We start from the raw sequence: 25462 nt of genomic DNA, 5'->3' as shown, positions 1-25462 counted from the left end.
TTAAGAGTTCGGAAATGGCGGCATGTGTTCAGGTTCGGCAATGACTGCGGTGCCATAGACAAACAGCTCGGCTGCGCCCTGTGCAATGCTGGAGGTGGAAAACCGGATACCAACGATGGCATTGGCACCGAGCAGGCGTGCTTTCTCAGTCATGCGGCTAATGGCTTCCTGCCGTGATTCTTCCAGAAGTTCGGTATAGGCGGTAAGTTCTCCACCCACAATATTTTTCAGGCCAGCCAGAATATCGCGGCCGGCATGCTTGCTGCGAACCGTACTGCCATACACCACATCCAGTTGTTTAATAATACGATGGCCGGGCAGGCTTTCCAGATTACTTAATAGCAGATTTGAGGGCATAGTGGTTTGCATTGTATAAACACTTAAAGTTTAAGTGAGTGTGCCAAAAAAATAGCCACTCTGCAAAGACCATATCAGCATTAATCTCCCTGTAATTAACTATATATGACATGGCGAGATGAGTGCAGGCTGCTCATAGTCAGGGAGTAATTTAAGCACTACGCCTGCAAAGGTTGCGCGGCAATAAATGCTTGTGCTTCGGCAGCTTGCGGCTGGTAATAACGCTGGCAAATGGCCTGATAGCGGTTCACTTCCTGTTGCCACTGCTGCTCATTCCACTTTAAAACCTGCTGACATAGGGGCTTAAGCTGTGGCAAGAGGCTCATCCCGGCATCAGGTAATAAGTTGCCAGCCCGCAAACGCCGGAGCATCAGGTCATCCAGATGCTGCACCATTTCATGCTGTAAAATCCAGCGCACCTGCTGCTCCAGTTCTGCTCCAGTTGCAATGCCAGCCAGCGGTTGATCCAATATCTTTGGTGTATCCAGCTGATGGTTAAAGCAGCGGCCTGTTTTGCCTTTTAACAGGGATTTATGGGTTGCCTCATCAATGATTCCAGCTGCTGCCAGTGCATCCAGCGCAATTTGCCGAAAAGTAGTAAGTTTGCCGCCAGACACAGAAATAATGCCATTGGACTGCCAAACCAGATGCGTGCGTCGCTCTTTTGACGGGTCGCGCCCGGCACCAGAGGCAATAATGGGCCGCACGCCAGCCATGGTGGAATGAATATCCCTGCGCTCAAGATTGACGTCCGGGAACTCATGATTTACCAGCTTTAATAAATAATCCACTTCCTGTTCGGTGCAAAAGGCTTCTTCATCAATATCAAAGCGGTGATCAAGATCGGTTGTGCCAATACAGGTTTCGCCTTTCCACGGATAGACAAATACATAGCGCTTGTCATCCGGATGCAGCAGGGTCAGGCAGCTATCAATAGGCAGGCGATCTTTGGCCACAAACAAGTGACTGCCGCGTTGCGGACGAATACGCGGGGCAGTGCCGGATAACTGGTCAGCCCATAGCCCGGTAGCATTAAACACATGGCTGGCTCTAATGTGATGATTTTGTTGACTGGCACAATTTTGACTGGAAGGGAAGTTGGCGGTATCGCTAACCTGTAGCAACATACTGCCATCTTCCTGCTGTGCAATGACAGTTACCTTGCTATAATTACGCGCCATACCTCCTTCAAGACAGCCTTCCTGAAGTACCCGAATGACCAGACGGCTATCATCGGTAAGCGCGTCGGTATAGCGTAATGCACCCTTGAGCTGTTTACTATTCAGGGCTGGAAACAGGGTTTTGACCGCATCGGCTTCCAGCCATTCATGGTCTTTGATACTGGCCAGCGCATCGTAGGCAATCATCACCATTTGCATGGACAGGCGGCCCGGAAACTGGCCTTTGCGGATGGGGAAAAAATACGACATGCGCACCACCAGATCCGGCAATTCCTTGAGCAGGCGTTCGCGTTCCTGTAGCGAGTGATGGGTGAGCGGGATATCACCCTGTGCAATGTAGCGCAAGCCGCCATGCACCATTTTGGAGGAACGGCTTGAAGTGCCCCATGAAAAATCCTGTTGTTCCAGCAGCAGCACTTTTAACCCGCGTCGTGCGCTTTCCAGAAAAATACCTGCTCCGGTAATACCGCCACCAATCACCACCACATCCCAGTGGGTATCGGCAAGCGCCTGCAAGTTAACCTGTTGCCCAAGCATGTACTATTTCCTTTATATCTTTATGATTATGCTCAGGGTTTTATAGGGTGGCCCTGAAAAAAATCCCTGTATGAATCAGTAGGGTACGACCTGCCATTATGACCACTAACGACAGCGCAATGTTGACAATACATACCCTGTATTGACCAAATATGCCAGAAAACCTGTCAATTATGTCAATTTTTTAGCGTAATGTTTTTATCAGAGAAAATTAGCTGTTTTTTAAGTTATTTGGCTCAAGCATATTAATTTTTAGTTCTTCATAAAAATTTAATAAAACTAGTTTTAACTACCTCTGTTCTAATCTAAAAACCAGTGATCAATTTTACAGGTAACTATAGTAGAATTATTATTAAGCTCAGCTAAATATTATATTGAAATAAGATTACATAAGAATACATTTGTTCACTGAAATGCTTATTAAAAAGACAAATGGTTGTTTATCTTATATGTTTTTATTGCTTAAAGAAAAGATTTTAAGTAAATTTGTTTCGCCTAAAACTTATTAAAATGTTATAGCAAAGTTTTACTTAATAAGTTTTATTAAGATCAGGATGGGATTGCTTAAGCGTCGTGTGATAACACTACGGCTAAAAATGATAGTTAATAATGTGGATGTTCTTCTAAGCAATCGCCATTTATCACTAAAAGTATGCTGGTTAATTTGGTTATAAATCAGGGGCGTGGTGAAAATGACATTTCCAGTATTACCCTTAAAAATTGTTTGCCGCAATTGTGATTACAATACGGTGCTTTATCCGTCACAGGGAAAGTATGATTTCCCGGTTTGTCGTCGCTGTCAGCAGGATGCCTGGAAATACCGCCATGCAAACTTTACCGACAAATTAAAAAAACCCGGGGCATGGCTTCAGAGCCGCTGGCTGCATCCGCAACATTAATATTATTTGTCCATCTGCTGCCTAAGCACATTATCAATGGCAAAGCTGCGGGCAATAAAAAACGGGACAATGCGTCCCGTTTTTTATGGTCTGTTATTAATACATTATTCACCACCCCTTAAGGGGCAGTGGATGTTGTGCTAGCTACTGGGGTAGCCGTTGGATTTGCAGGTGCTACTACAGCGCTATCTGCATTAGTATTGGCGGCTGAAAAGGCCTGAATACCACCGCCCAGTACTTTATACAGGTTGATCTGGCTGTTCAGATTGGCCTGCTGCAAAGACAGTAAAGACTGCTGTGCAGCATACTGGCTACGCTGGGCATCCAGTACTGTCAGATAGTTGTCAATACCTGCCCTAAAGCGTGCATTTGACAAGCGATAGTTGGTATTGGTGGCTTCTACCAAACGGGTTTGCGCACTCAGGCGGTCATTAATGGTGGCGCGGGTAGCCAGCACATCCTTGACTTCACGAAATGCGGTCTGAATGGATTTTTCATAATTGTTCAGTGCAATGTCCTGATCCACTTCGGCAATCCTGACATTGGCGCGACGGGTACCTGCATCAAAAATGGGCAAGTCCAGTTGCGGACCAATACTCCAGACAAACGAGCCACTCTTAAACAAATCAGACAAATCCGTACTGGCCAGACCTGCAGAACCGGTCAGGCTAATACTGGGATACAACCGTGCCCGTGCTGCACCCAGATTACCGCCTGCCGCCCGTAACTGGTACTCGGCATTGGTAATATCAGGTCGATTTTGCAGCAAGTCACTAGGCAGGCCAGCACCCAGTACCGTATTACGGGTAATCCGGTCAAGTTGTGTGGTCGGCAGCAAGTCGGTGGGAATTGGCTGGCCAACCAGCAGTTCCAGCAGGTTACGATCCTGGGCAATCTGGGTCTTGAAGGCAGCAACGTCATTCCGCGCTGTTTCAACACTGATCTGCGCCTGACGAACAGTGACTTCACTATCAATACCCACTTCAAAGCGACGACTGTTCAGGCGGTAAGCTTCTTCCTGCGCTGTTAAGGTTTGCTCGGCCAATCGCAACTGTGCCATATCGTAGGAAATGGCAGTCCATGCCTGAGCAATCTGGCCAATCAGGCTAATCTGGGTGGCGTCACGGGCACTGCGGGTGGCAAGGAAGGTATCCAGTGCGGCATCCCGCAGGTTACGCACCCGTCCAAAGAAATCCAGCTCATAGGCAGTCACACCCAGACCGACCGAATAGGTGGTATAGGGGTCATTCACCTGAACTGTTTCCTGACGGGTTGCACCTGCCGATGCATTGACAGTCGGCAGCAGGGCATTATCGCTAATACGGTATTGCTGGCGCGCCCGCTCAATATTCAACACCGTAGTACGCAGGTCGCGGTTATTGGCCAGACCCAGCGTAATGAGCTGATGCAGGCGGCTATCGCTGAAAAACTCCTGCCAGCCCTGCGACGCAATGGTCGGGCCATTTGCGCCTTCATAACCATCCGGCAGGTTCTGGTAAACCGTTGGGACAGCGACCGACGAACCTGGCTCAGGCCCACGCAGATTCTGACAACCTGCAATCGCCAGGGCCAGCGCACCAAGCGCCAGTCCCCGACCATAAGTTGACCCTGTTAAACGCATGCTTAAGGCTCCTGAGTCTGATCAGTAATACGATGGTCTTCTGCAATAACCGTCTTGCCCTTGAACAGGCGACGTACCCAGAAGTAAAAAATGGGAATAAAGAAGATACCAAGGAATGTGGCAGAAATCACTCCACCCAGTACACCGGTACCTACGGCGTTCTGGCTACCAGCACCGGCGCCATTACTGATAGCCAGTGGAATCACACCAAAGCCAAATGCAAGTGAGGTCATAACAATAGGGCGTAAACGCAAGCGTACGGCTTCAAGAATAGCTACCCTGAGTTCGCGCCCGGCTTCCTGTTGTTCCTTGGCAAATTCAACAATTAGGATGGCGTTTTTAGCAGACAAACCGATCACTGCCAAAATAGCAACTTGGAAGTAAATATCGTTACTTAAATGACGTAAAGTTGTAAACAGTACAGCACCAAGGATGCCTAATGGTACAACCAGTAGTACGGAAAATGGCACTGACCAGCTTTCATACAATGCTGCCAGACATAGGAAAACAATGAGCAAGGAAAGGGTATACAGCATCGGAGCCTGGGCACCGGAACTTTGTTCTTCAAGCGATAAACCAGTCCATTCATAATCAAGACCAGGTGGTAGCTTAGCAATCATTTGTTCCATGGCGCGCATGGCATCACCAGAACTTACGCCAGGTGCTGCTTCACCCTGAATATTGACAGATGACACGCCATTATAACGCTCCAGACGTGGTGACCCATAACTCCATTGCCCGGTGGCGAAAGCTGAAAATGGGATCATTGCTCCCTGGCTATTACGAACATACCACTTGTTCATATCTTCAGGCGTCATCCGGGCTTCAGTATCACCCTGGACATAAACCTTTTTAACACGACCACGATCAATAAAGTCATTCACATAAGTACCACCCCAGGCCGTGGACATGAGGCTGTTAATATCAGCAATACTAACCCCCATTGCTCCGGCTTGTGCCTGATCGATATTAATCTGGTATTGTGGAGTATCTTCCTGACCATTAGGGCGCACGCGTACTACTGTATCAGATGCCTGTCCCGCCATGCCCAGAAGCATGTTACGTGCCTCAACCAGCTTGGCATGCCCCATACCGCTCACATCTTTAAGTTGCAGGTTAAAACCATTGGCTGTGCCCAGCTCAATTACTGCTGGAGGAGCAACAGGCAATACATACGCAGTATCCTTGATCTGGCTTAAGGCACCCATAGAACGTTGTACCAGTGCAGGCACTTTAAAGTCCGCACTGGTGCGTTCATCCCAGTCTTTGAGTTTGACAAATGCAATACCCGCATTTTGGCCAATACCCGTAAAACTAAAGCCAGCCACACTAAAGACAGACTCCACTACATCTTTTTCATGGTTCAGGTAGTAATAGTTAACTTGTTCAATTGCTTTATTGGTGCGATCCAGCGTTGCATTGGGCGGTAACTGGATTAAGGTAAAAATTACTCCTTGATCTTCATTGGGCAAGAAAGCAGTGGGCATTCTGATAAACAGTACTGCTAGTATTGCAATAATTGCAGCATAAACAATTCCCACAGGAATAGTATGATGAAGCAACTTGTCTACAAAACCCTGATAACCATGACTGGCTTTTTCAAAATTACGGTTAAACCAGCCAAAAAAGCCCTTTTTATTGTGATGGTCGACATCACTTTTACGCAAAATGGTGGCACATAAGGCGGGAGTAAAGATCAACGCGACTAGTACTGAAAGCACCATTGAGGTGACTAGTGTGACCGAGAACTGACGGTAAATCACTCCGGTTGAACCACCAAAAAAAGCCATTGGAATAAATACAGCAGACAATACCGTGGTAATACCTACTAATGCCCCTGAAATCTGGCCCATTGACTTGCGGGTAGCTTCAACTGGTGAGAGTTTTTCATCCTGCATTACCCGCTCAACGTTTTCCACCACCACAATGGCATCATCGACCAAGAGGCCAATGGCTAGTACCATACCAAACATGGTGAGGGTATTGATGGAAAAGCCCAGGAGATTAATGATTGCAAAAGTACCTAAAATAACAACCGGTACTGCCAGCGTAGGAATGATGGTTGCACGCCAGTTTTGCAGAAACAGGAACATTACCAGAAATACGAGTACAATAGCTTCCAGTAAGGTTTTTACCACATCTTCAATTGATATTTTAATGAATGGCGTGGTATCAAAGGCTACTACATCCTTTAAGCCAGCGGGGTAATTCTTGCGCAGTTCCTGCATTCGTGCTTCAACAGCTTCAGCAGTATCCAGCGCGTTAGCACCTGTTGCCAGACGAATCGCGACACCACCTGCGGGCTTGCCATTAAAACGGGAATCAAACTGATAGTTATCACTACCCAGCTCAACGCGGGCAACATCCTGCAAGCGGACCTGAGCGCCGTTAGGCATGGTTTTTAGGAAAATATTGCGGAACTCTTCTGGCGTTTGCAGGCGACTTTGTGCATTAATCGTGGCATTCAGTTGCTGTCCGGCCACCGAGGGCGCACCACCCAGCTGGCCCACAGAAACCTGGGTATTCTGGGCACGAATTGCAGTGCTAATATCTGCCGGCGTCAACTGATAGCTCATCAGCTTGGCAGGATCCAGCCAGATACGCATGGCATACGAACCGCCAAACACCTGAATTTCACCAACGCCCTCAACACGGCTTAATGGATCGGCAATTGTAGAGGTGACATAATCTTTAATATCACCCCCACTAAGCGAGCCATCCTCAGAGACAAAGGCCAGTACCTGCAGGAAGCTGGCACCAGACTTGGTTACTCGAATACCCTGACGTTGTACTTCTTCTGGCAATAATGGAGTAGCGGCTTGAAGCTTGTTTTGTACCTGAACCTGAGCAATATCCGGATTGGTTCCCTGAATAAAGCTTAAGGTTACTGTTGAGCGGCCATCACCAGAGCTTTGTGATGAAATATATTGCAGGCCATCCAGTCCATTCATCTGCTGCTCAATAATCTGGGTCACAGAATCTTCAGCAGTTTTGGCAGACGCACCCGGATAGATTGCATTCACCGTAATAGTAGGCGGTGCAATAGTGGGATATTGCGCAATTGGCATGTTAAGCACGGATATAATACCGGCCAGCATGGCAACAATTGCAATCACCCAGGCAAAAATGGGGCGATCAATAAAAAAACGTGACATAGGTCATCGCTCCTTAACGTTGAGCTGATGATTGTTGAGCGGATTGTGCTTGGCCATTTGCAGCAGGGGCTGCATTTGAAACTGCTGCACCCGCCGCCGGAGCTGACTGCTTTGCTGCGCTACCAGCATTACCAGAAGCAGTATTGCTACCACCAGTATTACCGGCACCAGTACTTGCATTTGAACCAGCCGCATTTTGGCTGGCTTCGGCTTTTGGCTGGGCCAGTACGGCTTTAGCAGGTGCACCCGGCTGGACTTTGGCAATTCCTTCAACAATCACCTTGTCACCTTCGTTCAATCCACTGTTGATAATCCAGTAACTACCCTGAGTGCCTGCAGTAACAACTGGTTTTACCTCAACCATGCCCTGATTATTAATAACCATCACGTTGGCATCACCTTGTGGAGTGCGTGTTACTGCCTGTTGTGGAATCAGCATAGCGTTGTTATTCACACCCTGAACCAGCTTGGCAGTCACATACATACCCGGCAGCAGCAGGTGAGACGGGTTGGCAAAAATTGCGCGCAAGGTCACGGCACCACTGCTTGGATCAACACTCACGCCGGAAAACGCCAGACGGCCTTCAACTGGATAAGTGCTGCCATCTTCAAGGGTTAATTTGACACGGGCACTGCTATCAGCACCGGACAGCTGCCCCTGATTCATTTGCTGGCGCAAACGCAACAGGTCGGCACTGGACTGGCTAATGTCCACATAAATCGGATCAAGCTGCTGGACAGTTACCATCGGGTCAGCCTGTCCGGCGGTTACTAGCGCACCGGCAGTCACATTGGAACGGCTGGTCTGGCCGGAAATTGGTGCACGTACTGTGGCATATCCCAGACTGATATTGGCATTTTCCAGCGTGGCACGGCTGGCAGCTACATCGGCCTGAGCCAGTGCTACCTGCGCGGCAACATCATCGTATTCCTGCTTACTGATGGCATTGGTGCCTACCAGCTGTCTATATCGGTTTTCCTTGACCTTTAGCGCATTCAGGTTGGCAATCTGGCGGTTGAGTGCAGCGCGGGCATTGCTCACCGTAGCCTGATAGGTATTGGCATCAATAGAATACAGTGGCTGGCCTTCTTTTACATAACTGCCTTCCACAAACAGGCGTTTTTGCACAATACCACTAACCTGTGGACGTACTTCGGAAATCTGGTAGGCTGCTGTACGGCCAGCCAGATCAACCGTTTGTTCGACGGCCTGTTTTTGTGCCACCACCACAGTAACTTCAGGAGGCGGCATTTGCTGCGCTCCTGCTGCCGCTGCACCACCGCCTGCTTCTTCTTTTTTATTACAGCCAGTGAGCGCAACGCTGGCAGCTAACGTCGAGTACACCGCCACACGCGCCCATTGTTTTGCTAACAACATAATTACACCTCATGATTGCCAGCAGACTTGCTGGCGCGATGTTGAAAATGATTTGGTTGAAAAGGATCAAACCGGAAAAAATTAAAATGAATAAATAACCAGCAGAGCAAACCCGACCACACAATGCCAAGACTCCAGCCTGCCAGAACATCGGTTGGAAAATGTGCCCCCAGATAAAGACGGGATAGCCCCATAGCCATACTCCATACTGCGCCAAAGAACAGTACTACCGCTCGCCACGGTGTATTCAAGGCCATAACCCATAACATTACGGCCAGTGTCATGGCATATAAACTGTGATTGCTGGGAAATGAATCTCCGTAAAAGGGTGCAATTTGCTCCCAGACTGCTGGACGCAAACGGGAAAAGCCAGCTTTACAAAGCCAGCCTATATTAACAGCACCACCAAATGCAGCCCATGCAAACCAACTGAAATCTGTACGGTTTTTGCAAAAGGCTACTACACTAACCACCAGCGTGATGACAATCATGGCAGGCATACCGCCCAGATAAGCCAGCACCAGCGCCAGTTGATCAAGCATAGGGTTATGCCATGCATGAACGTGCCATAACAGACCGGTTTCCCACTGTGTTAACGCTGGGTACTGGACAGCAATTGCCAAAAGGATAAACAGTAGGCCAGCCAAAACTATAGCCATAAATAATCTGGCCAATGCAGCATGCGCTAAATTTTTACCCAATGTTATTTTCACTGTGCTTACCGTTAAGCATAAAAATAATTAGTCATCATCTAAGCAGTAAAAGTGTACCAGCCAGTACACTTTAATCAAGCCTATTTTTTAAAAATAACTTAAATAATCAAAAAATAATAAGTAACCAGTTATTTTTTAATTATAAAATCGGCCTGCACAGCAAGAAAATTATCCTGAAATGCAGTTTTTAGAAGTGAGAAGAGGATTTATCTTCAAGCGAAGCTGTGGTTTTGTCTTCTTTAGGCGGCCAGAAAAAATCGGAAGGCCGGGTCATAAAATGGGTGAGTAGCAGGCGCAACAGCGGACGCCATTGCTCATACTTCACCTGACGCGCGCGCAGGGCAACAAACAGGGCCAAGCCAAAACTCACCAGCAGGTTGGTTAGGCCAATCAGCATGACGCCCAGAAATGACACCACCACCAGACCAATGTCGGGCATGCCATTGACGCACATCAAGCCCTGAATAAAATTGGCAGACGAAAAGGCAATATGGCGAATATCAATCGGCAACCCTAAAATAAAGCCAATGGTGCCAACGCTGCCCAGCATGATACCAAACCAGAAATTGCCGGCCAGTGCGCCCAGGTTCTGTTCAATATATCCGGCCACACGATCCAGCCGCTCAGCCCCCAGCCACTGATTCAGTTTAGGGTGTTGGCGCATCCGTGGTCCAATTTTACGATAGACAGCAAGGTTGTCGTAATAGCCTGCAATCAGCCCAGATAAAAACAGGCATACGCCAGCAATGGCTGCATGCGGAATGGCCAGCGAAGTAAACGGATTGATACTGTGCAGCAGGTATTCAGCCTTTTGTGGGGAGAGCAATGGCTGCCCCGTGCTGAATTGCCAGAATGAAGTAATAATAAAGGCCGTGGGCATGGCAATTGAAATATTACCCAGAATGGCCACAAACTGGGTTCGCATGATGTTGACCGTCAGTTCTGCCAGCTCCGCCATTTGCGCGGCACGGTTGCCAATATTTTGCTGAACGGTAGCTGCCAGTGCTGCAGCTGTCATGGCAGGCTGTTTGGTCGCCACGGTAAAATGCAGGATATGAATCAGCATAAAACCCAGCGAGTAGTTCATGCTGTAAATAAATGCCTGACTTAATGGCGCCAGTGTTAGCCGTCCGGCCAGTATTTTTAGCGTAGACATACAGGCAATGATCATGCCTGCACCGGCTGCCGAACGGTACATGTCTACAAAGCCCTGTTTGTCGGTACTGACATAATGTCCGCCAGTGCGACTGGCATTTTCCGTCACCTGCCGGGCCAGCAGCTCGGTATTGGCAGACACTAGCCCACGAATACTGGTGGCATCCAGTTGGGTTTTGCTCAGTTGGCGTAGCAGGGCAATCAGCGAGTCCTGTACCTGAATCGCATCATCCAGCAATAAATAAAACAGCAATTCAATACGGGTCAGGCATTGATCCATTTTAAGTAAAATATTGGTCAGGCTTAGGCTTACCCCACTGCGCCGCGTACCACGCTTGATACGGTTCAGCACATCACTACACTGGTCCAGCATGACCAATGCCTGTTTTTCATCAGGGAGTAGTGGCGGCCAGCGCAGATTTTCTTCTGAGGTATATTCGCGATAGCGCTGGATAAAATCCAGAATTTCACGGTTTTGAATTAAAAAAGGTGATTCATATTCATTCAGGTCAGGGTAGGCATGGGCAAATTCAGGATCAAGGCTTAAAGCTGTAATCCGGTACGAAATCACCATCATGGCATTCAGTACCTGTTCGCGTGCCTGTACCCGCAAGTCAATTCTTCCATACGGCTGGACAATCAGGGTCATTAGCTCCTGCCAGCAGGCCAGATCAATATGATCCAGCCATATCGGGTCATAGCGGTGACAGAAAACCTGACGGAATAAATCGCTTAACTGGGACTGGTCACGCAGCGGTGGCAGGAAATGATTGCCAATCCGCCGAGTGAGTTCACTAAAAAAACTTTCATTGCCCAGCAGGCTACTGTCCGCATACAGGCTAATCTGCTGGTAATTGGCCAGCGTTGACATAATATAGTCATGCAATATGGTGGCATGATGCGGCTTGGCAATTAATAGCTCAATCAGCTCGCCCAGCCGATCCTGAATTTCTTCTTCATCATAGGCATCTTTGGGGCGCAGGCGTGCTACCAGTTCAACCAGTGTATCCGGGGTGGCTTGGGTAAAATCTCCTTTTTTTAACTGGGCCTCCATGCTCTCAAACAGATCATGAAAATCAATGTGCATAACAGGCATGGTCCCTGAATAAAAAAGTGTAAAGCATATAAAGTTAACTAATACGGGTCAGCGCCAGACGCGCCAGATTTTCCAGCGCCTGCCGGTAAATGGAATCAGGCAAACTGTCCAGTGCAGCAACGGCATTATGTGTTTCCTCGGTTGCACGCTTACGACAATAATCCAGCGCACCTGAGTCCTGAACAATACGGATAATTCGGTCCAGCGATTCTACGCCACCTGTCTGTATGGTTGTTTTTAATAATTGTTGTTCATCAGGTGTTGCATTCATCAGGGCAGCGATCAGCGGCAGCGTCGGTTTGCCTTCCATCAAGTCATCACCGATGTTCTTGCCCAGTGTGTCGGCATCCGACGTATAGTCCAGAATGTCATCCACAATCTGAAAGGCATTACCAAAATGTCCGGCGTAGGCTTTTAGTGCCGCACGGTGCTGCGGCTGACCCGCCAGAATTGCAGCACCTTCAGTCGCCAGTTCGAAAAGGCGTGAAGTCTTGCCATGAATAATTTTTAGGTAGGTGGCTTCATCGGTATCCGGGTTATGCTGGTACTGCAACTGCAATACCTCACCTTCGGCAATTTCACAGGTGCCAGATGAAAATTCCTGTAATAAGCTAAAGTCTTTTAAGCTCACCAGCAGGTCAAAGGCACGCGCAATCAGGTAGTCACCTACCAGTACCGCCGTTGCATTATTCCAGGTGGCATTGGCCGTTGGGCGACCACGGCGCAGGCCGGATTCATCCACCACATCATCATGCACCAGGGTTGCGGTATGCAGCATTTCAATAATGGCTGCCAGTCGCAAACTGGCCTCTTTATCCAGATTGTTATCCACATTACTACAGGCACGCGCCGCCAGCAGGCACATCAAGGGACGCATGCGCTTGCCACCAGCTTCCACCACATAGCGACTAACCGACATCACCAGAGGCACCTTGGAATTAATGCCAGTTTGAATAAAATGATCCATTGCAGCAAAGTCGCTAGCGACAGGGGCAAGAATATCCTGTTTGAAATCAACCATGTGTTTTAAAAACCCTAAAAATGCATTGTATTTTATAAGCTGCTAAATACTGTTATACCCAAAAACGCTGCAAAAAACCAAGTGGTCAGGCTGTCACCTGCCTAAAGTCCTAGCCCTCAAGGCAACTGCTGTATGCACGTTATGCTAACTAGTCAAAAACACAACTTCCAGTATTATATTCAACAGTTTATTTTTAATTAAGGTAATAAAACCAAAGCCTAAGCAGCAATATGGTTAAAAGCCCGCAAAAGACCTTGTCAAAGCCCAAGCCTTTGCCTAAAATACGTCCCCTTGCAAGTACCCCCAGTGGCGCTCGTTTTAAGATCGATAAAATCCGTTATCGGCACGACGACACGGGCATGATGGAGTACATTCATGTACGCAGTAATTCAAAGCGGCGGCAAGCAGCATCGTGTTGTTATTGGCGAAACGCTAAAAGTTGAACTGTTAAAAGCTGAAACTGGCTCAACCCTTACATTTGATGATGTACTGATGGTTGTGAATGGCGACAGCATTCAAATTGGTGCACCAGTAGTTGCTGGCGCTACCGTAACCGCAGAAGTGCTTGGTCATGGTCGTCACGACAAAATTCGCATCGTTAAAATGCGTCGTCGTAAACACTACCGTAAGCAGCAAGGTCACCGTCAATGGTTTACCGAGCTGAAAATTACCGGTATCGACGGCTAATCATACGAGGAGTATAAGACATGGCTCACAAGAAAGCTGGTGGATCCACACGTAACGGTCGTGATTCCAATCCAAAGATGCTGGGTGTTAAAGTTTACGGCGGTCAAACTGTTGTTGCTGGTAACATCATCGTGCGTCAACGTGGTACAGAATTCCATCCAGGTGCAAACGTAGGTCTTGGTCGTGACCATACCCTGTTTGCAACTGCTGATGGTGTAGTTAAGTTTGAAGTTAAAGGCGCTTTTGGCCGTCGCTACGTGACTGTAGTGTAATACTTCACTGTCTACACAGATAAAAAGCCCGCTACTCTAGCGGGTTTTTTATTATTTAGCGTTAAAATTTCTCTATGACAAATAAACAGCTCTAATAGTGTGGATAAGGTATTACAAAATATTTCATAAATAAGCCGCATTTTATTCAACATTAGAAAAACATTGACATTTTTACTATTCAATACACAGTTGTAACCTAGAATATTCACAGTTTAATTGGCATATTTACTGTTGTTGAATCAATACATTGCTTTAAGGGTATCTTATGAAAACGATTAAAAATACGTTACTTACCACACTATTGACCACCAGTGTATTCTTCACGCCTGCTTTTATTTTAAGTGCCTATGCAGCGCCTGCCCAGAATAGTAATCAGATTAGTGAAAGTGCAGCTACAGCCAGTTTGAACCAGTACCTGTCACGTCTTGGCAGTATGCAGGCCAGTTTTGTGCAAACCACGCAAGCAAGTGGTAAAGCACCCGCACGACCAATGGCCAATCAGGGGCTTAAAAGCACCCATTTGAACCAGAAATTTGTCGGCACCATGCAGGTAAAGCGTCCTGGTCAGTTTAGATGGGAAACCACCAGTCCGGCCAAACAACTCATTGTGACCAGTGGCAAAACGGTCTGGATTTACGATCCTGATCTTGAGCAGGCTGTACGCCAGAATCTGGATGAGCAGGTGGGCAATACGCCAGCACTGTTATTGTCCGGGCAGCCCGGCACTATCATGAAATCATTCCGGGTAACCCAGCCTAATGGAAGCGAGCCTTATTTTGTGCTATATCCGAAAAGTGAGGATGGCGTGTTTGAAAGCCTAGGAATCCGTTTTACTAATAACGCGCCATCTCAAATGATTCTGAAAGATTCCCTAGGCCAGCAAACCACCATTAACTTTAACAATGTCAAATTAAATCCGGCCCTGAGCAATAATGCTTTCAATTTTACGCCGCCCAAGGGTACTGATATTATTGATCAGTAAGGCAGTACAGGCATCCTTAACTTAAAAAAGGTCAGCTTATCTGGCCTTTTTTCTTGATAGTATAAGCAGTAACCATAACAGCAAAAACTGCAGGCAGCAGGCATGAATGAGAATTTAAAAGTATGCGGATAGGAATACTAAAAAGGGTCGCCAGTCTGACCGATCTGGAAAAATGCCTAATTACCGTGGCAAAGGCCTTTGGACATGATGCTTTTGTATTTACCGCAAGCAATGTTGATTTTGAAAAACGGATCATTGCAGGGAAAACCTTGATTCAGGACAAAATTATTAAGCAGAGCTTTCCCTTTCCTCATGTGATCCAGAATCGCCTTACAATGGCCATAGAGGACAAGCCCATCTATCTTAAGCTGGCCGAACAGATTCCTTTTACGACACACCGGATTGGTAGTAAGGCTGCTGTCTCGGAAAAACTGGAAAAAATTGACTGTATTCAGCAAAACCTGATTGAAGTTATCCCCGTACAGCATGCGCCCCAGATTTCAGTCTATCTGCACATGCATCAGAGAGTGATTTTAAAACCTACGGCAGGTCTTCAGGCCAGAGGAATTTATACCCTGTTTCTCAACGGTCATACCGTACAGGTTCAGCATCAACAACAAAACGAGTTTATTGCGCTGGATCAGCTGGACAGTTTTTACCAGAAAAATATTCATGGCAAAGCTTATCTGATGAGTCCCTATATTGTGGGGCTAACCCGGCAGGGACAAACCATCGTATGGCGCATTCATCTGGCTCGTGGTGAAAATGCCGAGTGGCAGCTGATTAAATATTTTCCCTATGTCAACCTTGATGCCAGTCATACCGTTACCAACGGCATGCAGGGAGCATTGATAAGCACCCGCGAAACCCTGTTCCTGGAACAGCAGTTTCCTGCCGTGAAAAATATTGTGCATGCGGAAATCTTGCGCATAGCCCGTGAGTTTCCCAGCAGATTCCAGACTTTCTATCCTTATTATCTGGATGCGCTGGGGCTTGATGTTGCCATTACCGAACAGGGCAGGGTCTACATTTACGAGGTGAATGCCGGTGCAGGCGTAGGCTTTATGAACTTTCCCGTGGCTATGGCACAGGTTCGCTATATGGAGTATCTGGTGCAACAGGCAAGGCCACCATTTGCCCATAATTTTTTACCTACTGTTTTGTAGGGCAGTCTTTTAAAAGAGGCCACGGCAAACATGGCACCGGGCGGCTTTATAGCTTAGGCGAGTCTTTAGCGATCAGTCGTGGTTGCCCCTATATTTTCAATTGTCTAGCCTTTACACTATCGGCAATCTTTTTTGCTGTTATCCATGAATCATGATTGATCCCAAATTATTAAGAAACAATATTGATGTCGTTAATGCTGCGCTAGCCAAACGCGGCGTTCAACTGGATGTTGCCGAGTGGAATGCGCTGGAAAGTCACCGCAAAAATATCCAGCAAAAAACCGAAAACCTGCAAGCTGAACGCAATCAGGGCGCCAAGCAGGTTGGCCAGATTAAAAAATCAGGTGGTGACGCTTCTGAATTAATGGCACGCATGCAGGCAGTGGGCGAGGAAATGAAAGCGGCCGAGGCTGAACTGGCCAGCTTGCAGCAGGACATTGAACAAAAAGCCTTAAATATTCCAAATCTACCGCATGAGTCTGTACCGGAAGGCAAGAGTGAGCACGATAACGTTGAAGTGCTGCGCTGGGGTACGCCGCGTCAGTTTGATTTTGAGATCAAGGATCATACCGATATTGGCGAGATGATGGGTGGGCTTGAATTTGAAACTGCCACCAAGCTCACTGGTTCCCGCTTTAGTGTATTAAAAGGCCCGCTGGCACGTCTGCAACGGGTAGTAACTCAGTTTATGCTGGATTTACACACCACTGAGCATGGCTATACCGAAGCGTATGTGCCTTTTCTGGTTAATAGCGACAGTTTGCGTGGTACAGGCCAGTTACCAAAATTTGAAGAAGACCTGTTTAAACTGCAAGGTGAAAAAGAATTTTATCTAATTCCCACTGCAGAAGTGCCTGTCACCAATTTTGTGCGTGATGAAATCATTGATGCGGATCGTTTGCCCTTAAAGTATGCAGCACATACGCCATGTTTTCGTAGCGAGGCTGGTTCCTATGGCCGGGACACCCGTGGCCTGATTCGCCAGCATCAGTTTGAAAAGGTCGAAATGGTGCAGATTGTTAAGCCAGAGCACTCTTTTGATGCATTGGAAGAACTGACTGCCCATGCAGAGCGCGTTTTACAGTTACTGGAACTGCCATACCGGAAAATTTTGCTGTGTGGTGGTGACATGGGCTTTGGAGCGACCAAAACCTATGATCTGGAAGTGTGGATTCCAAGCCAAAATACCTACCGTGAAATCTCCAGTTGCTCCAATATGGGTGATTTTCAGGCACGCCGCATGAGTGCGCGCTATCGCAGTGGCGAGAAAAAGACAGAGTTGGTACATACTTTGAATGGTTCTGGTCTTGCGGTAGGACGTACGCTGCTCGCCATTATGGAAAACTATCAGCAGGCCGATGGCAGTATTGCCGTGCCTAAAGTCTTGCAGCCTTATATGGGTGGCTTGCAACGTATTGACTAACCGCTCATCAATTGACCTTTTAGTGCCAACCCGATAGTGAGTGTGTCATGGATTTATTGCCAATTACCTTAAAGCTTTCCCGGCAGCGTTGTTTAATTGTGGGAGGTGGCAATATTGCATGGCGTAAGGCACAACTGCTGGCAGATGCGGGTGCCTGTATTGATGTGCTGGCGCCCGCTATTGAGCCACAACTACAGGCACTGGTTGAAAAAACCTGCGGGCAATATCTGCCTGCTGTCTATTCACAACAGCTTGAGTTAAATCACTATCGTCTGGTGATTGCAGCTACCAATGATGCCAATGTTAATGCTCAGGTATTTGCTGACTGCGAAGCTAAAAATATTCTGGTGAATTCGGTCGATGACCCACCACATTGCCGGTTTATGATGCCAGCGATTATTGATCGCTCACCTTTACTGATTTCCATTGCAACTGGTGGCGCATCACCAGTGTTGGCACGTCAGTTGCGCACGCAAATTGAAGGCATTTTGCCTGCGCGTCTGGGCGATCTGGTGGCTTTTTCAGGGCAATGGCGTCCAGCGGTCAAGGAAAAAATTACCAATCCCGACCAACGCCGGGTGTTCTGGGAAAAACTGTATATCAGTCCAGTTGCCGAGCAGGTACTGGCTGGGAATATAGCGCAGGCCAATGCTGGCATGCCTGAATTCATTGATAGCTGGCAAAACCCGCACGGTGAAGTTTATTTGATTGGCGCCGGGCCAGGCGATCCGGATTTACTCACCTTCAAGGCATTGCGTCTGATGCAGCAAGCTGATGTGATCGTGTATGACCGTCTGGTATCCGAACCTATCCTGAATTTATGCCGTCGTGATGCAGACCGGATTTATGTGGGTAAGGCCCGCTCTAATCATGCGGTGCCACAGGAAGGTATCAATGCTCTGCTGGTGCGACTGGCGCAGGAAGGCAAACGTGTCTGCCGTCTTAAAGGCGGTGATCCATTTATTTTTGGCCGTGGGGGTGAAGAAATTGAAGAGCTATTTGCTGCCAAGGTCAAGTTTCAGGTGGTACCTGGTATAACGGCGGCCTCAGGCTGTTCAGCCTATGCAGGTATTCCATTAACCCATCGCGATTATGCGCAAAGTGTCCGTTTCCTGACAGGCCATCTAAAGGAAGGTTCACCCGAGTTGCCATGGCGAGAACTGGTATATGAAAACCAGACACTGGTACTTTATATGGGACTGGTAGGTCTGGAAAAAATCTGCCAGCAACTCATTGCACATGGCCAGCGCCCGGAGATGCCGGTTGCTCTGGTGTCCAAAGGGACAACACCGGAACAAACTGTAGTGGTTGGTACGCTGGCTGACATTGCATCCAAGGTAGAGGGCAGTGGCATTGCCGCGCCAACATTAACCATTATCGGTGAAGTGGTGAAACTCAGGGATAAATTACAGTGGATGTAAGCACTCTAGATGTTAATATAAAGTTGCTGGAAAGAAGAAAGGCTGGGCATTTTGTCTAGCCTGCGTTGAATAGTAATTCTAATATTTATAAAAAGTAGCTTCATAAAATTAATTTTGGCGATCTAAAATAGAAGTTCAAAAAATATTTAAATGTGACTTGGGATAAAAAAATAAATTCTTTTATTTAACTGATGATTATCAGTATTAAAGGAAAAGTCATAGAACTAAAGTTTTATAGCTGAAACACCACACAAACTTCACACAATAAACTGCCTATTATCATCAACCCAACATAATAAGTTTTAATTATCAGCATACTAAATGCTCAACTGAACAGGAGAAACCCATGAGACTAAATACGATTGACTGGATAGCCTACGTTTTAACAATTATTGGTGGCTTAAACTGGGGATTGGTTGGGGCGTTCAACTTTGATTTGGTCGCTGCGATTTTCGGTGAAATGAGCTTATTATCACGTATCATTTATATTCTTGTTGGTGTATCAGCAATTTACCTGATTTATACAGGTACTAAATTGCGTACACACCATGATGTAGCGCATTGAGCCAATCAGGCCATTTAGTTTTAGACTGTCAAAATTGCCAGTAAAATAATGGCTGAGAAGGACTGATTTTATTAAACCGAAATCAGTCCTTTTCATAATTTTCATAAATAGGTTTTAATCAGAACAATCACTAAGTTGTTTGGGTTGTTTTTATATTATTGGCTTATATCAGTGGCTCGCTGACTTGTGTGACCAGCAGCTGATCAATCTTGTAATGATCAATATCAACGACCTCGAATTTATAGCCGTCATACTCAACAAAATCGGTTCGCTTGGGAATTTTGCGTAGCATAAACATAATAAAACCAGCAGCGGTTTCATAGTTGCCTTCCTCAGGAAGTACATCCAGATCCAGTGCCCGTTTTAAGTCTTCAATCGGGGTGCCGCCATCAATCAGCCACGAATGATCATCACGTTTTACCACCTGTTGTTCATCCTGCATCGGGCTCACCCAGTCGCCCATCACCGTACTCATCACATCGCTTAAGGTAATTAGGCCAACCACCAGCGCATATTCATTAATCACGACTGCCAGCTTTTCCTTGGTGGAGCGGAAGCGATCCAGTAGCTCAGATAAAGTCAGCGTATCCGGAATGGTCAGTACACTGCGAATGGTGGTTTCATTGAGTTGTAGCAGCGACTGGTTATTTAAAATACGGATCAAAATATCCTTGGTATCAATATAGCCAATCACATGGTCAATATCTTCATTACAAACCAGAAATTTGGAGTGCGGATAAATGGCAATTTTCTTGCGGATACTGTCTTCACTTTCTTTAATGGAAAAAAACACTACATTTTCACGCGTAGTCATGGAGGAGGGGACAGTGCGCGATTCCAGTTCAAACACGTTTTCAATAAAGTGATGTTCCTGCTGCTGTAATACACCGGCCTGCGCGCCAGCATCTACAATGGCGGAAATATCGTCAAAGGTCAGGTTGTCGTCACGGGTCATGTTGACTTTGAACAGCCGAAACAGGATATTGGCCAGCATATTGATAAAAAATGCCAGCGGCTTGCAAATTTTGATAAACACATTAATAGGGTTAATCACGGCCAGTGCTACCCGTTCAGGTGCAATCATGGCCAGCCGCTTAGGAATCAGGTCGGCAAACAATACAAAAATTGACGTGACAAACACGAAAGACAGGGTAAAGCCAATGGTCTGGGTAAATGGCCCACGATAAACCAGCCCAACCAGTTCTACAAAATAAGGCCGAAACGCCGACTCACCCAGAATACCGCCCAGAATAGCAACTGCATTTAAACCAATCTGGGTGGTTGCAAAAAAATTACCTGGCTGTTCCTGTAAAGCCAACACTTTTATTGCATTGTGATCGCCACTTTCAGCCAGAAGTTTTAATTTAATTTTTCGGGCAGCCGCAAAAGCAATCTCGGAGATTGACAAAAATGCCGATGCCAGCACCAGCACAGCAATCACAGTAAAATTTTGCAGTAAGCTCACGACGACACCTGATTATTATCGCTAACGGGTAATAAAAAACCGTCTAACACTTTGATTCAGCTTACCCTATCATACCTTAAAGGCCCGGGTGCTTGTATATTCCAATATTTGTAGTGTTTTGTGCCTTAAAATCCAGCTTTTTAGCAGCAAATACGCTACATTCAATCTGACATTCCACAAGAAAAATTTTGTCAAAAACTGATTAAGGGCGATGTACGTAATGCCACTGTTAAACCAAAAGCAGGCCTTGATTGCCAGTTATATTATTATGGCAACTGGCTTGTTGTTGCTCATTCCACTTCATCTGTTGCCCTGTTTTATTGCCGGTTTTCTGGTCTATGAAATGGTCAATGCACTCACGCCATATTTCGAAAAATTTATTTATGGACGGCGGGCCAGACTGGCAGTAGTGGCCATGTTAAGCCTGATCGTCATGGCTTTCTTGATTGTTAGTGTGGGGAGCCTGATTGGTTTTATCATTCAGGATGTACGTGGTGCAGCAGCACTGAGTCACCGGATTACACTAGTGCTTCAGGACTTGCAAACCCAGCTTGCTGTTTATTTGCCAGGCTATCTGCCCAACAGCGTGGAAGAGCTGAAAAACCAGATCATGCAATGGGTACAGCGTAATATTGGTTTGCTGCAATATACGGGCAAGTATGTCTTGCATGCTTTTATTACCATGCTGATTGGCATGGTATTGGGTGCCATTGTGTCACTGCATCAGGTGATGCCGCGTAACGAACCCCCTTTATTTAAAACTGAACTCATCAACCGGATTACGACACTGGCCAATGCATTTCGCAATATTGTGTTTGCCCAGCTTAAAATTTCAACCATCAACACCATCTTGTCAGGTTTGTTCATTCTGGTGTTGCTGCCAATTTTTGGCCTGCATCTGCCATTTGCCAAAACACTAGTTATCCTAACTTTTATTTTAGGCCTATTACCCGTGGTTGGAAACTTGGTATCCAATACCCTGGTGTTTATTGCTGGCCTGACCGTTTCATTATCAGTAGCCGTAATTACCCTGATTTACCTGATTCTAATTCACAAGTTTGAATACTTTTTAAATGCCAAAATTGTTGGTGCCAAAATTAGGGCCAATTCATGGGAAGTACTGATTGCCATGCTGGTATTTCACGGTGCTTTTGGCGTGGCAGGATTGGTAGCAGCCCCAATTTATTATGCTTATCTTAAAAGTGAACTTGAACAGGCCAAGCTGATTTAAGTTTTTGAATAAGCAGTTCCATCATTAAAAAAGGGCAGAAAAAATCTGCCCGAATTTTTAAAACCAAAAACCTTAAGGTTCAAGCCGTGGCTGCAAGGCCAGCATTTCGCGTTGTTCCTCATCAATAATTTGCCGAGCCACAAACATAATGAGTTGGCGCAACCAGCGATGCGCGGGGTGATGATGTAATAGCGGACACCATGCCATCTTTAACTCAAATTCCGGAATATAAAATGGCGGTTCCTTAATTACCAGATTCAGGTTTTCAGCCTGTAAACGGGCAATCCGGGTTGGTAAGGTAGCAATCAGGTCAACATTGGAGGCTAGAAGGGCAGGCATCTGGTAATGCCGGGTAAACACACTAATCTTGCGCTTCTGGCCAATGCGTTCCAGTGCCTGATCAATCCAGCCCAATCCGCCAGACTTCTCGGGATTAACACCAAACCCAACGCCCATACCGGTTTTGGATACCCAGATATGTTGTGCTTCCAGGTAGCTTTTCAGGCTTAAATGATCAACTGCCGGATGATTGGCACTCAGCAAACAGCTAAAACTGTCGCGCCATACCAGCACCTGATGAAAGCTTTGTGGAATTTCATTAAACCGGTTAATGGCCAGATCAACCTTGCCCTGTTCCATGTCACGATACGACACATCACTGGGCGTCAAAAAGTCCAGCACCACATTGGGTGCTTCACTGCGCATGGCTTTAACCAGCTTGGGCACCAGTGTGGCCTCAGCGTAATCCGAGGTCATAATCCGGAATACCCGCGAACTGCTAAATGGCCTGAACTCAGTACGTGGTTCCAGAATCATCGACAAGTCAGACAATGCATCACGGATACGGGGCTGCAATTCCAGCGCCCGTTCGGTTGGTGTCATTCCTTCAGATGAGCGAATCAATAGGGGATCATTAAACAGCGTACGCAAGCGACGTAAAATGTTGCTCATGGCTGGCTGCGTGACACCAAGCTGTTCAGCCGCACGCGTTACATTTTTTTCCCTAAGTAAAACATCGAGATAGATTAATAAATTTAAATCGACGCGCTCAAGATTCATAAAATAAATACCGAAGATTAAAATGATAAATTAGCTAAATTATGGCATAAAAAGTAGACTCAGCCCATCAGTAAAGCACTATATTTATCTGTTTTTTAGAATAGGCGCTTTATTACTTCTAACATTCAAGACAGGAAAATGTCATGGGAACCTATCAATCAGCTCTAGAGCACGTTCGTGGCGTTAAAGCCAAACTAGGCGGTACTTGGAATGCGATTCGTCCAGAAGACGCTGCGCGCATGATCGTTCAAAACCGTTTCCGTACTGGTTTGGATATTGCCAAGTATACAGCTGCTATTCTACGTCAGGACATGGCTGAATACGATGCTGACAGCAGCAAATATACCCAGTCTCTGGGCTGCTGGCATGGTTTTATTGCGCAACAGAAAATGATTGCCAATAAAAAATACTTCGGCACTACTTCCAAGCGTTACATCTACCTGTCTGGCTGGATGGTAGCTGCACTGCGCTCTGACTTTGGTCCTCTGCCTGACCAATCTATGCACGAAAAAACTTCTGTGCCAGCGCTGATTGAAGAAATCTATACTTTCCTGCGTCAAGCCGATGCCAAAGAGCTGAACGACCTGTTCCGTGCATTGCAAAAAGCTGAGGCTGCTGGTGACAATGCTAAAGTTAAAGAACTGGAAAGCCAGATCGACAACTTTGAAACTCATGTTGTGCCCATTATTGCTGACATCGACGCTGGTTTCGGTAACGAAGAAGCCACTTACCTGCTGACCAAGAAAATGATCGAAGCTGGTGCTGCTGCTATCCAGATTGAAAATCAGGTTTCTGATGCCAAGCAGTGTGGTCACCAAGCTGGTAAAGTAACAGTTCCGCATGAAGACTTTCTGGCCAAGATCAATGCAGTTCGCTATGCATTCCTGGAACTGGGTATTGATGATGGCGTGATCGTTGCCCGTACCGACTCTGAAGGTGCTGACCTGACCCAGAAGATCCCTGTTTCCAAAGAAAAAGGCGACCTGGCTTCTCAATACATCAGCTATTTAGACACTAACGAAATCGACATCTCTGAAGCTCAGGACGACGAAATCCTGATCAAGCGTGATGGCAAGCTGCATCGCCCAACTCGTCTGGCTTCTGGCCTGTACCAGTTCCGCGAAGGCACCCAGATTGACCGCGTAGTTCTGGACTGTGTAACCAGCCTGCAAAACGGTGCTGATATGCTGTGGATCGAAACACCAACGCCAAACGTTGCTGAAATCGCTCACATGGTTAACCGTGTTAAGGAAATCGTTCCAAATGCCAAGCTGGTTTACAACAACAGCCCATCATTCAACTGGACGCTGAACTTCCGTCAACAGGCTTATGACCGTTTTGTTGCTGAAGGCAAAGATGTATCTGCTTATGACCGCGCTAAACTGATGAGCGCTGATTACGATACAACTGAGCTGGCTCAGGTAGCTGACGAAATGATCCGTACATTCCAGGCTGATGCTGCCCGTGAAGCTGGTGTATTCCATCACCTGATCACGCTGCCAACTTACCACACTGCTGCGCTGTCTACTCATGAGCTGGCAAAAGGTTACTTTGGTGAAGAAGGCATGCTGGCTTATGTAGCTGGTGTTCAGCGTAAAGAAATCCGCGGCGGTATCGCTTGTGTTAAACACCAGGCAATGGCTGGTTCTGACATTGGTGATGATCACAAAGAAATCTTCGCTGGTGACAATGCACTGAAAGCTGGTGATGACAGCAAAAACACCATGAACCAGTTCGCTGCTCACTAAGACGTGAATTAAGTTCAGAAAAAGCCCTACTCGTAAGAGTGGGGCTTTTTTATCTTTCAAAGATAAAAAAGTTATCAAAACCACTTGCAAAAAACTACAAATGCGCTAATATAGACCTCCCCAAGCGATGAAGCATTGCAAGAAAATTTAAAACAAATAATTTTCTGCAAATAAATCTAAATTGGGGATTGACAAAGGGTGTGAATGATATAGAATACGCGCTCTGATTTGAACGACACTGACGAGGTGTTGTGGCCCTTAAGAGATTAAGGGCTGATTCATTAAAAGATTGTAAAGAACAACTTGTGTGGATTTTTACTGGTTTTTGGC

General features: G+C 46.6%; 20 protein-coding genes. 10 read left to right on the top strand and 10 right to left on the bottom strand.

Translation table 11 applies throughout. From position 1 onward, the window contains the following. Entirely contained in the window at positions 1-345 is a 345-nt protein-coding gene (locus tag Q337_RS0108945; protein ID WP_026471309.1) for a YbjQ family protein, read from the bottom strand. A gap of 170 nt (positions 346-515) precedes the next feature. Beyond that, positions 516-2075, bottom strand: a complete 1560-nt coding sequence (locus Q337_RS0108940) for a glycerol-3-phosphate dehydrogenase/oxidase (protein ID WP_026471308.1) — start codon at positions 2073-2075, stop codon at positions 516-518. A gap of 692 nt (positions 2076-2767) precedes the next feature. Between Q337_RS0108940 and Q337_RS18820 the strand changes: the two genes are divergently transcribed. Continuing rightward, on the top strand, positions 2768-2974 hold the full coding sequence (locus tag Q337_RS18820; protein ID WP_156935757.1) for a hypothetical protein: 207 nt from the start codon (positions 2768-2770) through the stop codon (positions 2972-2974). Between the two features lie 118 nt (positions 2975-3092). On the opposite strand, the gene adeC is transcribed toward Q337_RS18820, so the two are convergent. From adeC to Q337_RS0108900, 6 genes are all read right to left on the bottom strand, one after another. Next, positions 3093-4595, bottom strand: a complete 1503-nt coding sequence (gene adeC, locus Q337_RS17265) for an AdeC/AdeK/OprM family multidrug efflux complex outer membrane factor (RefSeq protein ID WP_051526746.1) — start codon at positions 4593-4595, stop codon at positions 3093-3095. Between the two features lie 2 nt (positions 4596-4597). Then, positions 4598-7750, bottom strand: coding sequence for an efflux RND transporter permease subunit (locus Q337_RS0108920; RefSeq protein WP_026471307.1), 3153 nt, complete (start codon positions 7748-7750; stop codon positions 4598-4600). Between the two features lie 13 nt (positions 7751-7763). Continuing rightward, positions 7764-9128 (bottom strand): efflux RND transporter periplasmic adaptor subunit, encoded by a 1365-nt coding sequence (locus tag Q337_RS17260; protein ID WP_084494785.1) that lies wholly within the window; start codon positions 9126-9128, stop codon positions 7764-7766. Positions 9129-9130: 2 nt separating this feature from the next. After that, a complete protein-coding gene (locus Q337_RS17255; RefSeq protein WP_322835827.1) occupies positions 9131-9670 on the bottom strand; it encodes a phosphatase PAP2 family protein in 540 nt (179 codons plus the stop codon). Between the two features lie 358 nt (positions 9671-10028). After that, positions 10029-12083, bottom strand: coding sequence for a site-specific recombinase (locus Q337_RS0108905; RefSeq protein ID WP_026471306.1), 2055 nt, complete (start codon positions 12081-12083; stop codon positions 10029-10031). A 43-nt stretch (positions 12084-12126) separates the two neighbouring features. Then, positions 12127-13113: a polyprenyl synthetase family protein gene (locus Q337_RS0108900; RefSeq protein WP_026471305.1), complete on the bottom strand. Its 987-nt coding sequence runs from the start codon at positions 13111-13113 to the stop codon at positions 12127-12129. Between the two features lie 375 nt (positions 13114-13488). On the opposite strand from Q337_RS0108900, the gene rplU reads away from it, so the two are divergent. The 7 genes from rplU to Q337_RS0108865 all read left to right on the top strand — a co-directional run bounded on the left by rplU (position 13489) and on the right by Q337_RS0108865 (position 19629). Further along, a complete protein-coding gene (gene rplU / locus Q337_RS0108895; protein ID WP_026471304.1) occupies positions 13489-13800 on the top strand; it encodes a 50S ribosomal protein L21 in 312 nt (103 codons plus the stop codon). Positions 13801-13820: 20 nt separating this feature from the next. Continuing rightward, positions 13821-14072, top strand: a complete 252-nt coding sequence (gene rpmA / locus Q337_RS0108890; RefSeq protein ID WP_026471303.1) for a 50S ribosomal protein L27 — start codon at positions 13821-13823, stop codon at positions 14070-14072. Positions 14073-14337: 265 nt separating this feature from the next. Further along, positions 14338-15054: an outer membrane lipoprotein chaperone LolA gene (lolA, locus tag Q337_RS0108885; RefSeq protein ID WP_026471302.1), complete on the top strand. Its 717-nt coding sequence runs from the start codon at positions 14338-14340 to the stop codon at positions 15052-15054. Between the two features lie 122 nt (positions 15055-15176). After that, complete coding sequence (locus Q337_RS0108880; protein ID WP_026471301.1) at positions 15177-16220, top strand: YheC/YheD family protein; 1044 nt, start codon at positions 15177-15179, stop codon at positions 16218-16220. Positions 16221-16371: 151 nt separating this feature from the next. Then, the gene (serS, locus tag Q337_RS0108875) at positions 16372-17643 is read left to right on the top strand and encodes a serine--tRNA ligase (protein ID WP_026471300.1); all 1272 of its coding nucleotides are present in this window, start codon (positions 16372-16374) and stop codon (positions 17641-17643) included. A 47-nt stretch (positions 17644-17690) separates the two neighbouring features. Continuing rightward, positions 17691-19064, top strand: a complete 1374-nt coding sequence (gene cysG, locus Q337_RS0108870; RefSeq protein ID WP_026471299.1) for a siroheme synthase CysG — start codon at positions 17691-17693, stop codon at positions 19062-19064. A gap of 346 nt (positions 19065-19410) precedes the next feature. Then, positions 19411-19629 carry a DUF378 domain-containing protein gene (locus Q337_RS0108865; RefSeq protein WP_026471298.1) on the top strand — a complete coding sequence of 73 codons (219 nt, stop codon included), beginning with the start codon at positions 19411-19413 and terminating at the stop codon, positions 19627-19629. Positions 19630-19792: 163 nt separating this feature from the next. Here Q337_RS0108865 and Q337_RS0108860 read toward each other — a convergent pair whose 3' ends face one another. Continuing rightward, complete coding sequence (locus tag Q337_RS0108860; protein WP_026471297.1) at positions 19793-21094, bottom strand: hemolysin family protein; 1302 nt, start codon at positions 21092-21094, stop codon at positions 19793-19795. A gap of 220 nt (positions 21095-21314) precedes the next feature. Here Q337_RS0108860 and Q337_RS0108855 point away from each other — a divergent pair, with 220 nt between their 5' ends. Beyond that, positions 21315-22325 (top strand): AI-2E family transporter, encoded by a 1011-nt coding sequence (locus Q337_RS0108855; RefSeq protein ID WP_026471296.1) that lies wholly within the window; start codon positions 21315-21317, stop codon positions 22323-22325. Positions 22326-22397: 72 nt separating this feature from the next. On the opposite strand, the gene Q337_RS0108850 is transcribed toward Q337_RS0108855, so the two are convergent. After that, positions 22398-23384: a LysR family transcriptional regulator gene (locus Q337_RS0108850; RefSeq protein WP_026471295.1), complete on the bottom strand. Its 987-nt coding sequence runs from the start codon at positions 23382-23384 to the stop codon at positions 22398-22400. A gap of 143 nt (positions 23385-23527) precedes the next feature. On the opposite strand from Q337_RS0108850, the gene Q337_RS0108845 reads away from it, so the two are divergent. Then, positions 23528-25132: an isocitrate lyase gene (locus Q337_RS0108845; protein ID WP_026471294.1), complete on the top strand. Its 1605-nt coding sequence runs from the start codon at positions 23528-23530 to the stop codon at positions 25130-25132. The last annotated feature ends 330 nt before the right edge of the window (positions 25133-25462 follow it).

The sequence above is a fragment of the Alkanindiges illinoisensis DSM 15370 genome (assembly GCF_000619845.1).
Classification (GTDB): Bacteria; Pseudomonadota; Gammaproteobacteria; order Pseudomonadales; family Moraxellaceae; genus Alkanindiges; species Alkanindiges illinoisensis.
The sequence above is the reverse complement of the archived record's forward strand: the minus strand, read 5'-3'. Positions and strand labels throughout refer to the sequence as shown.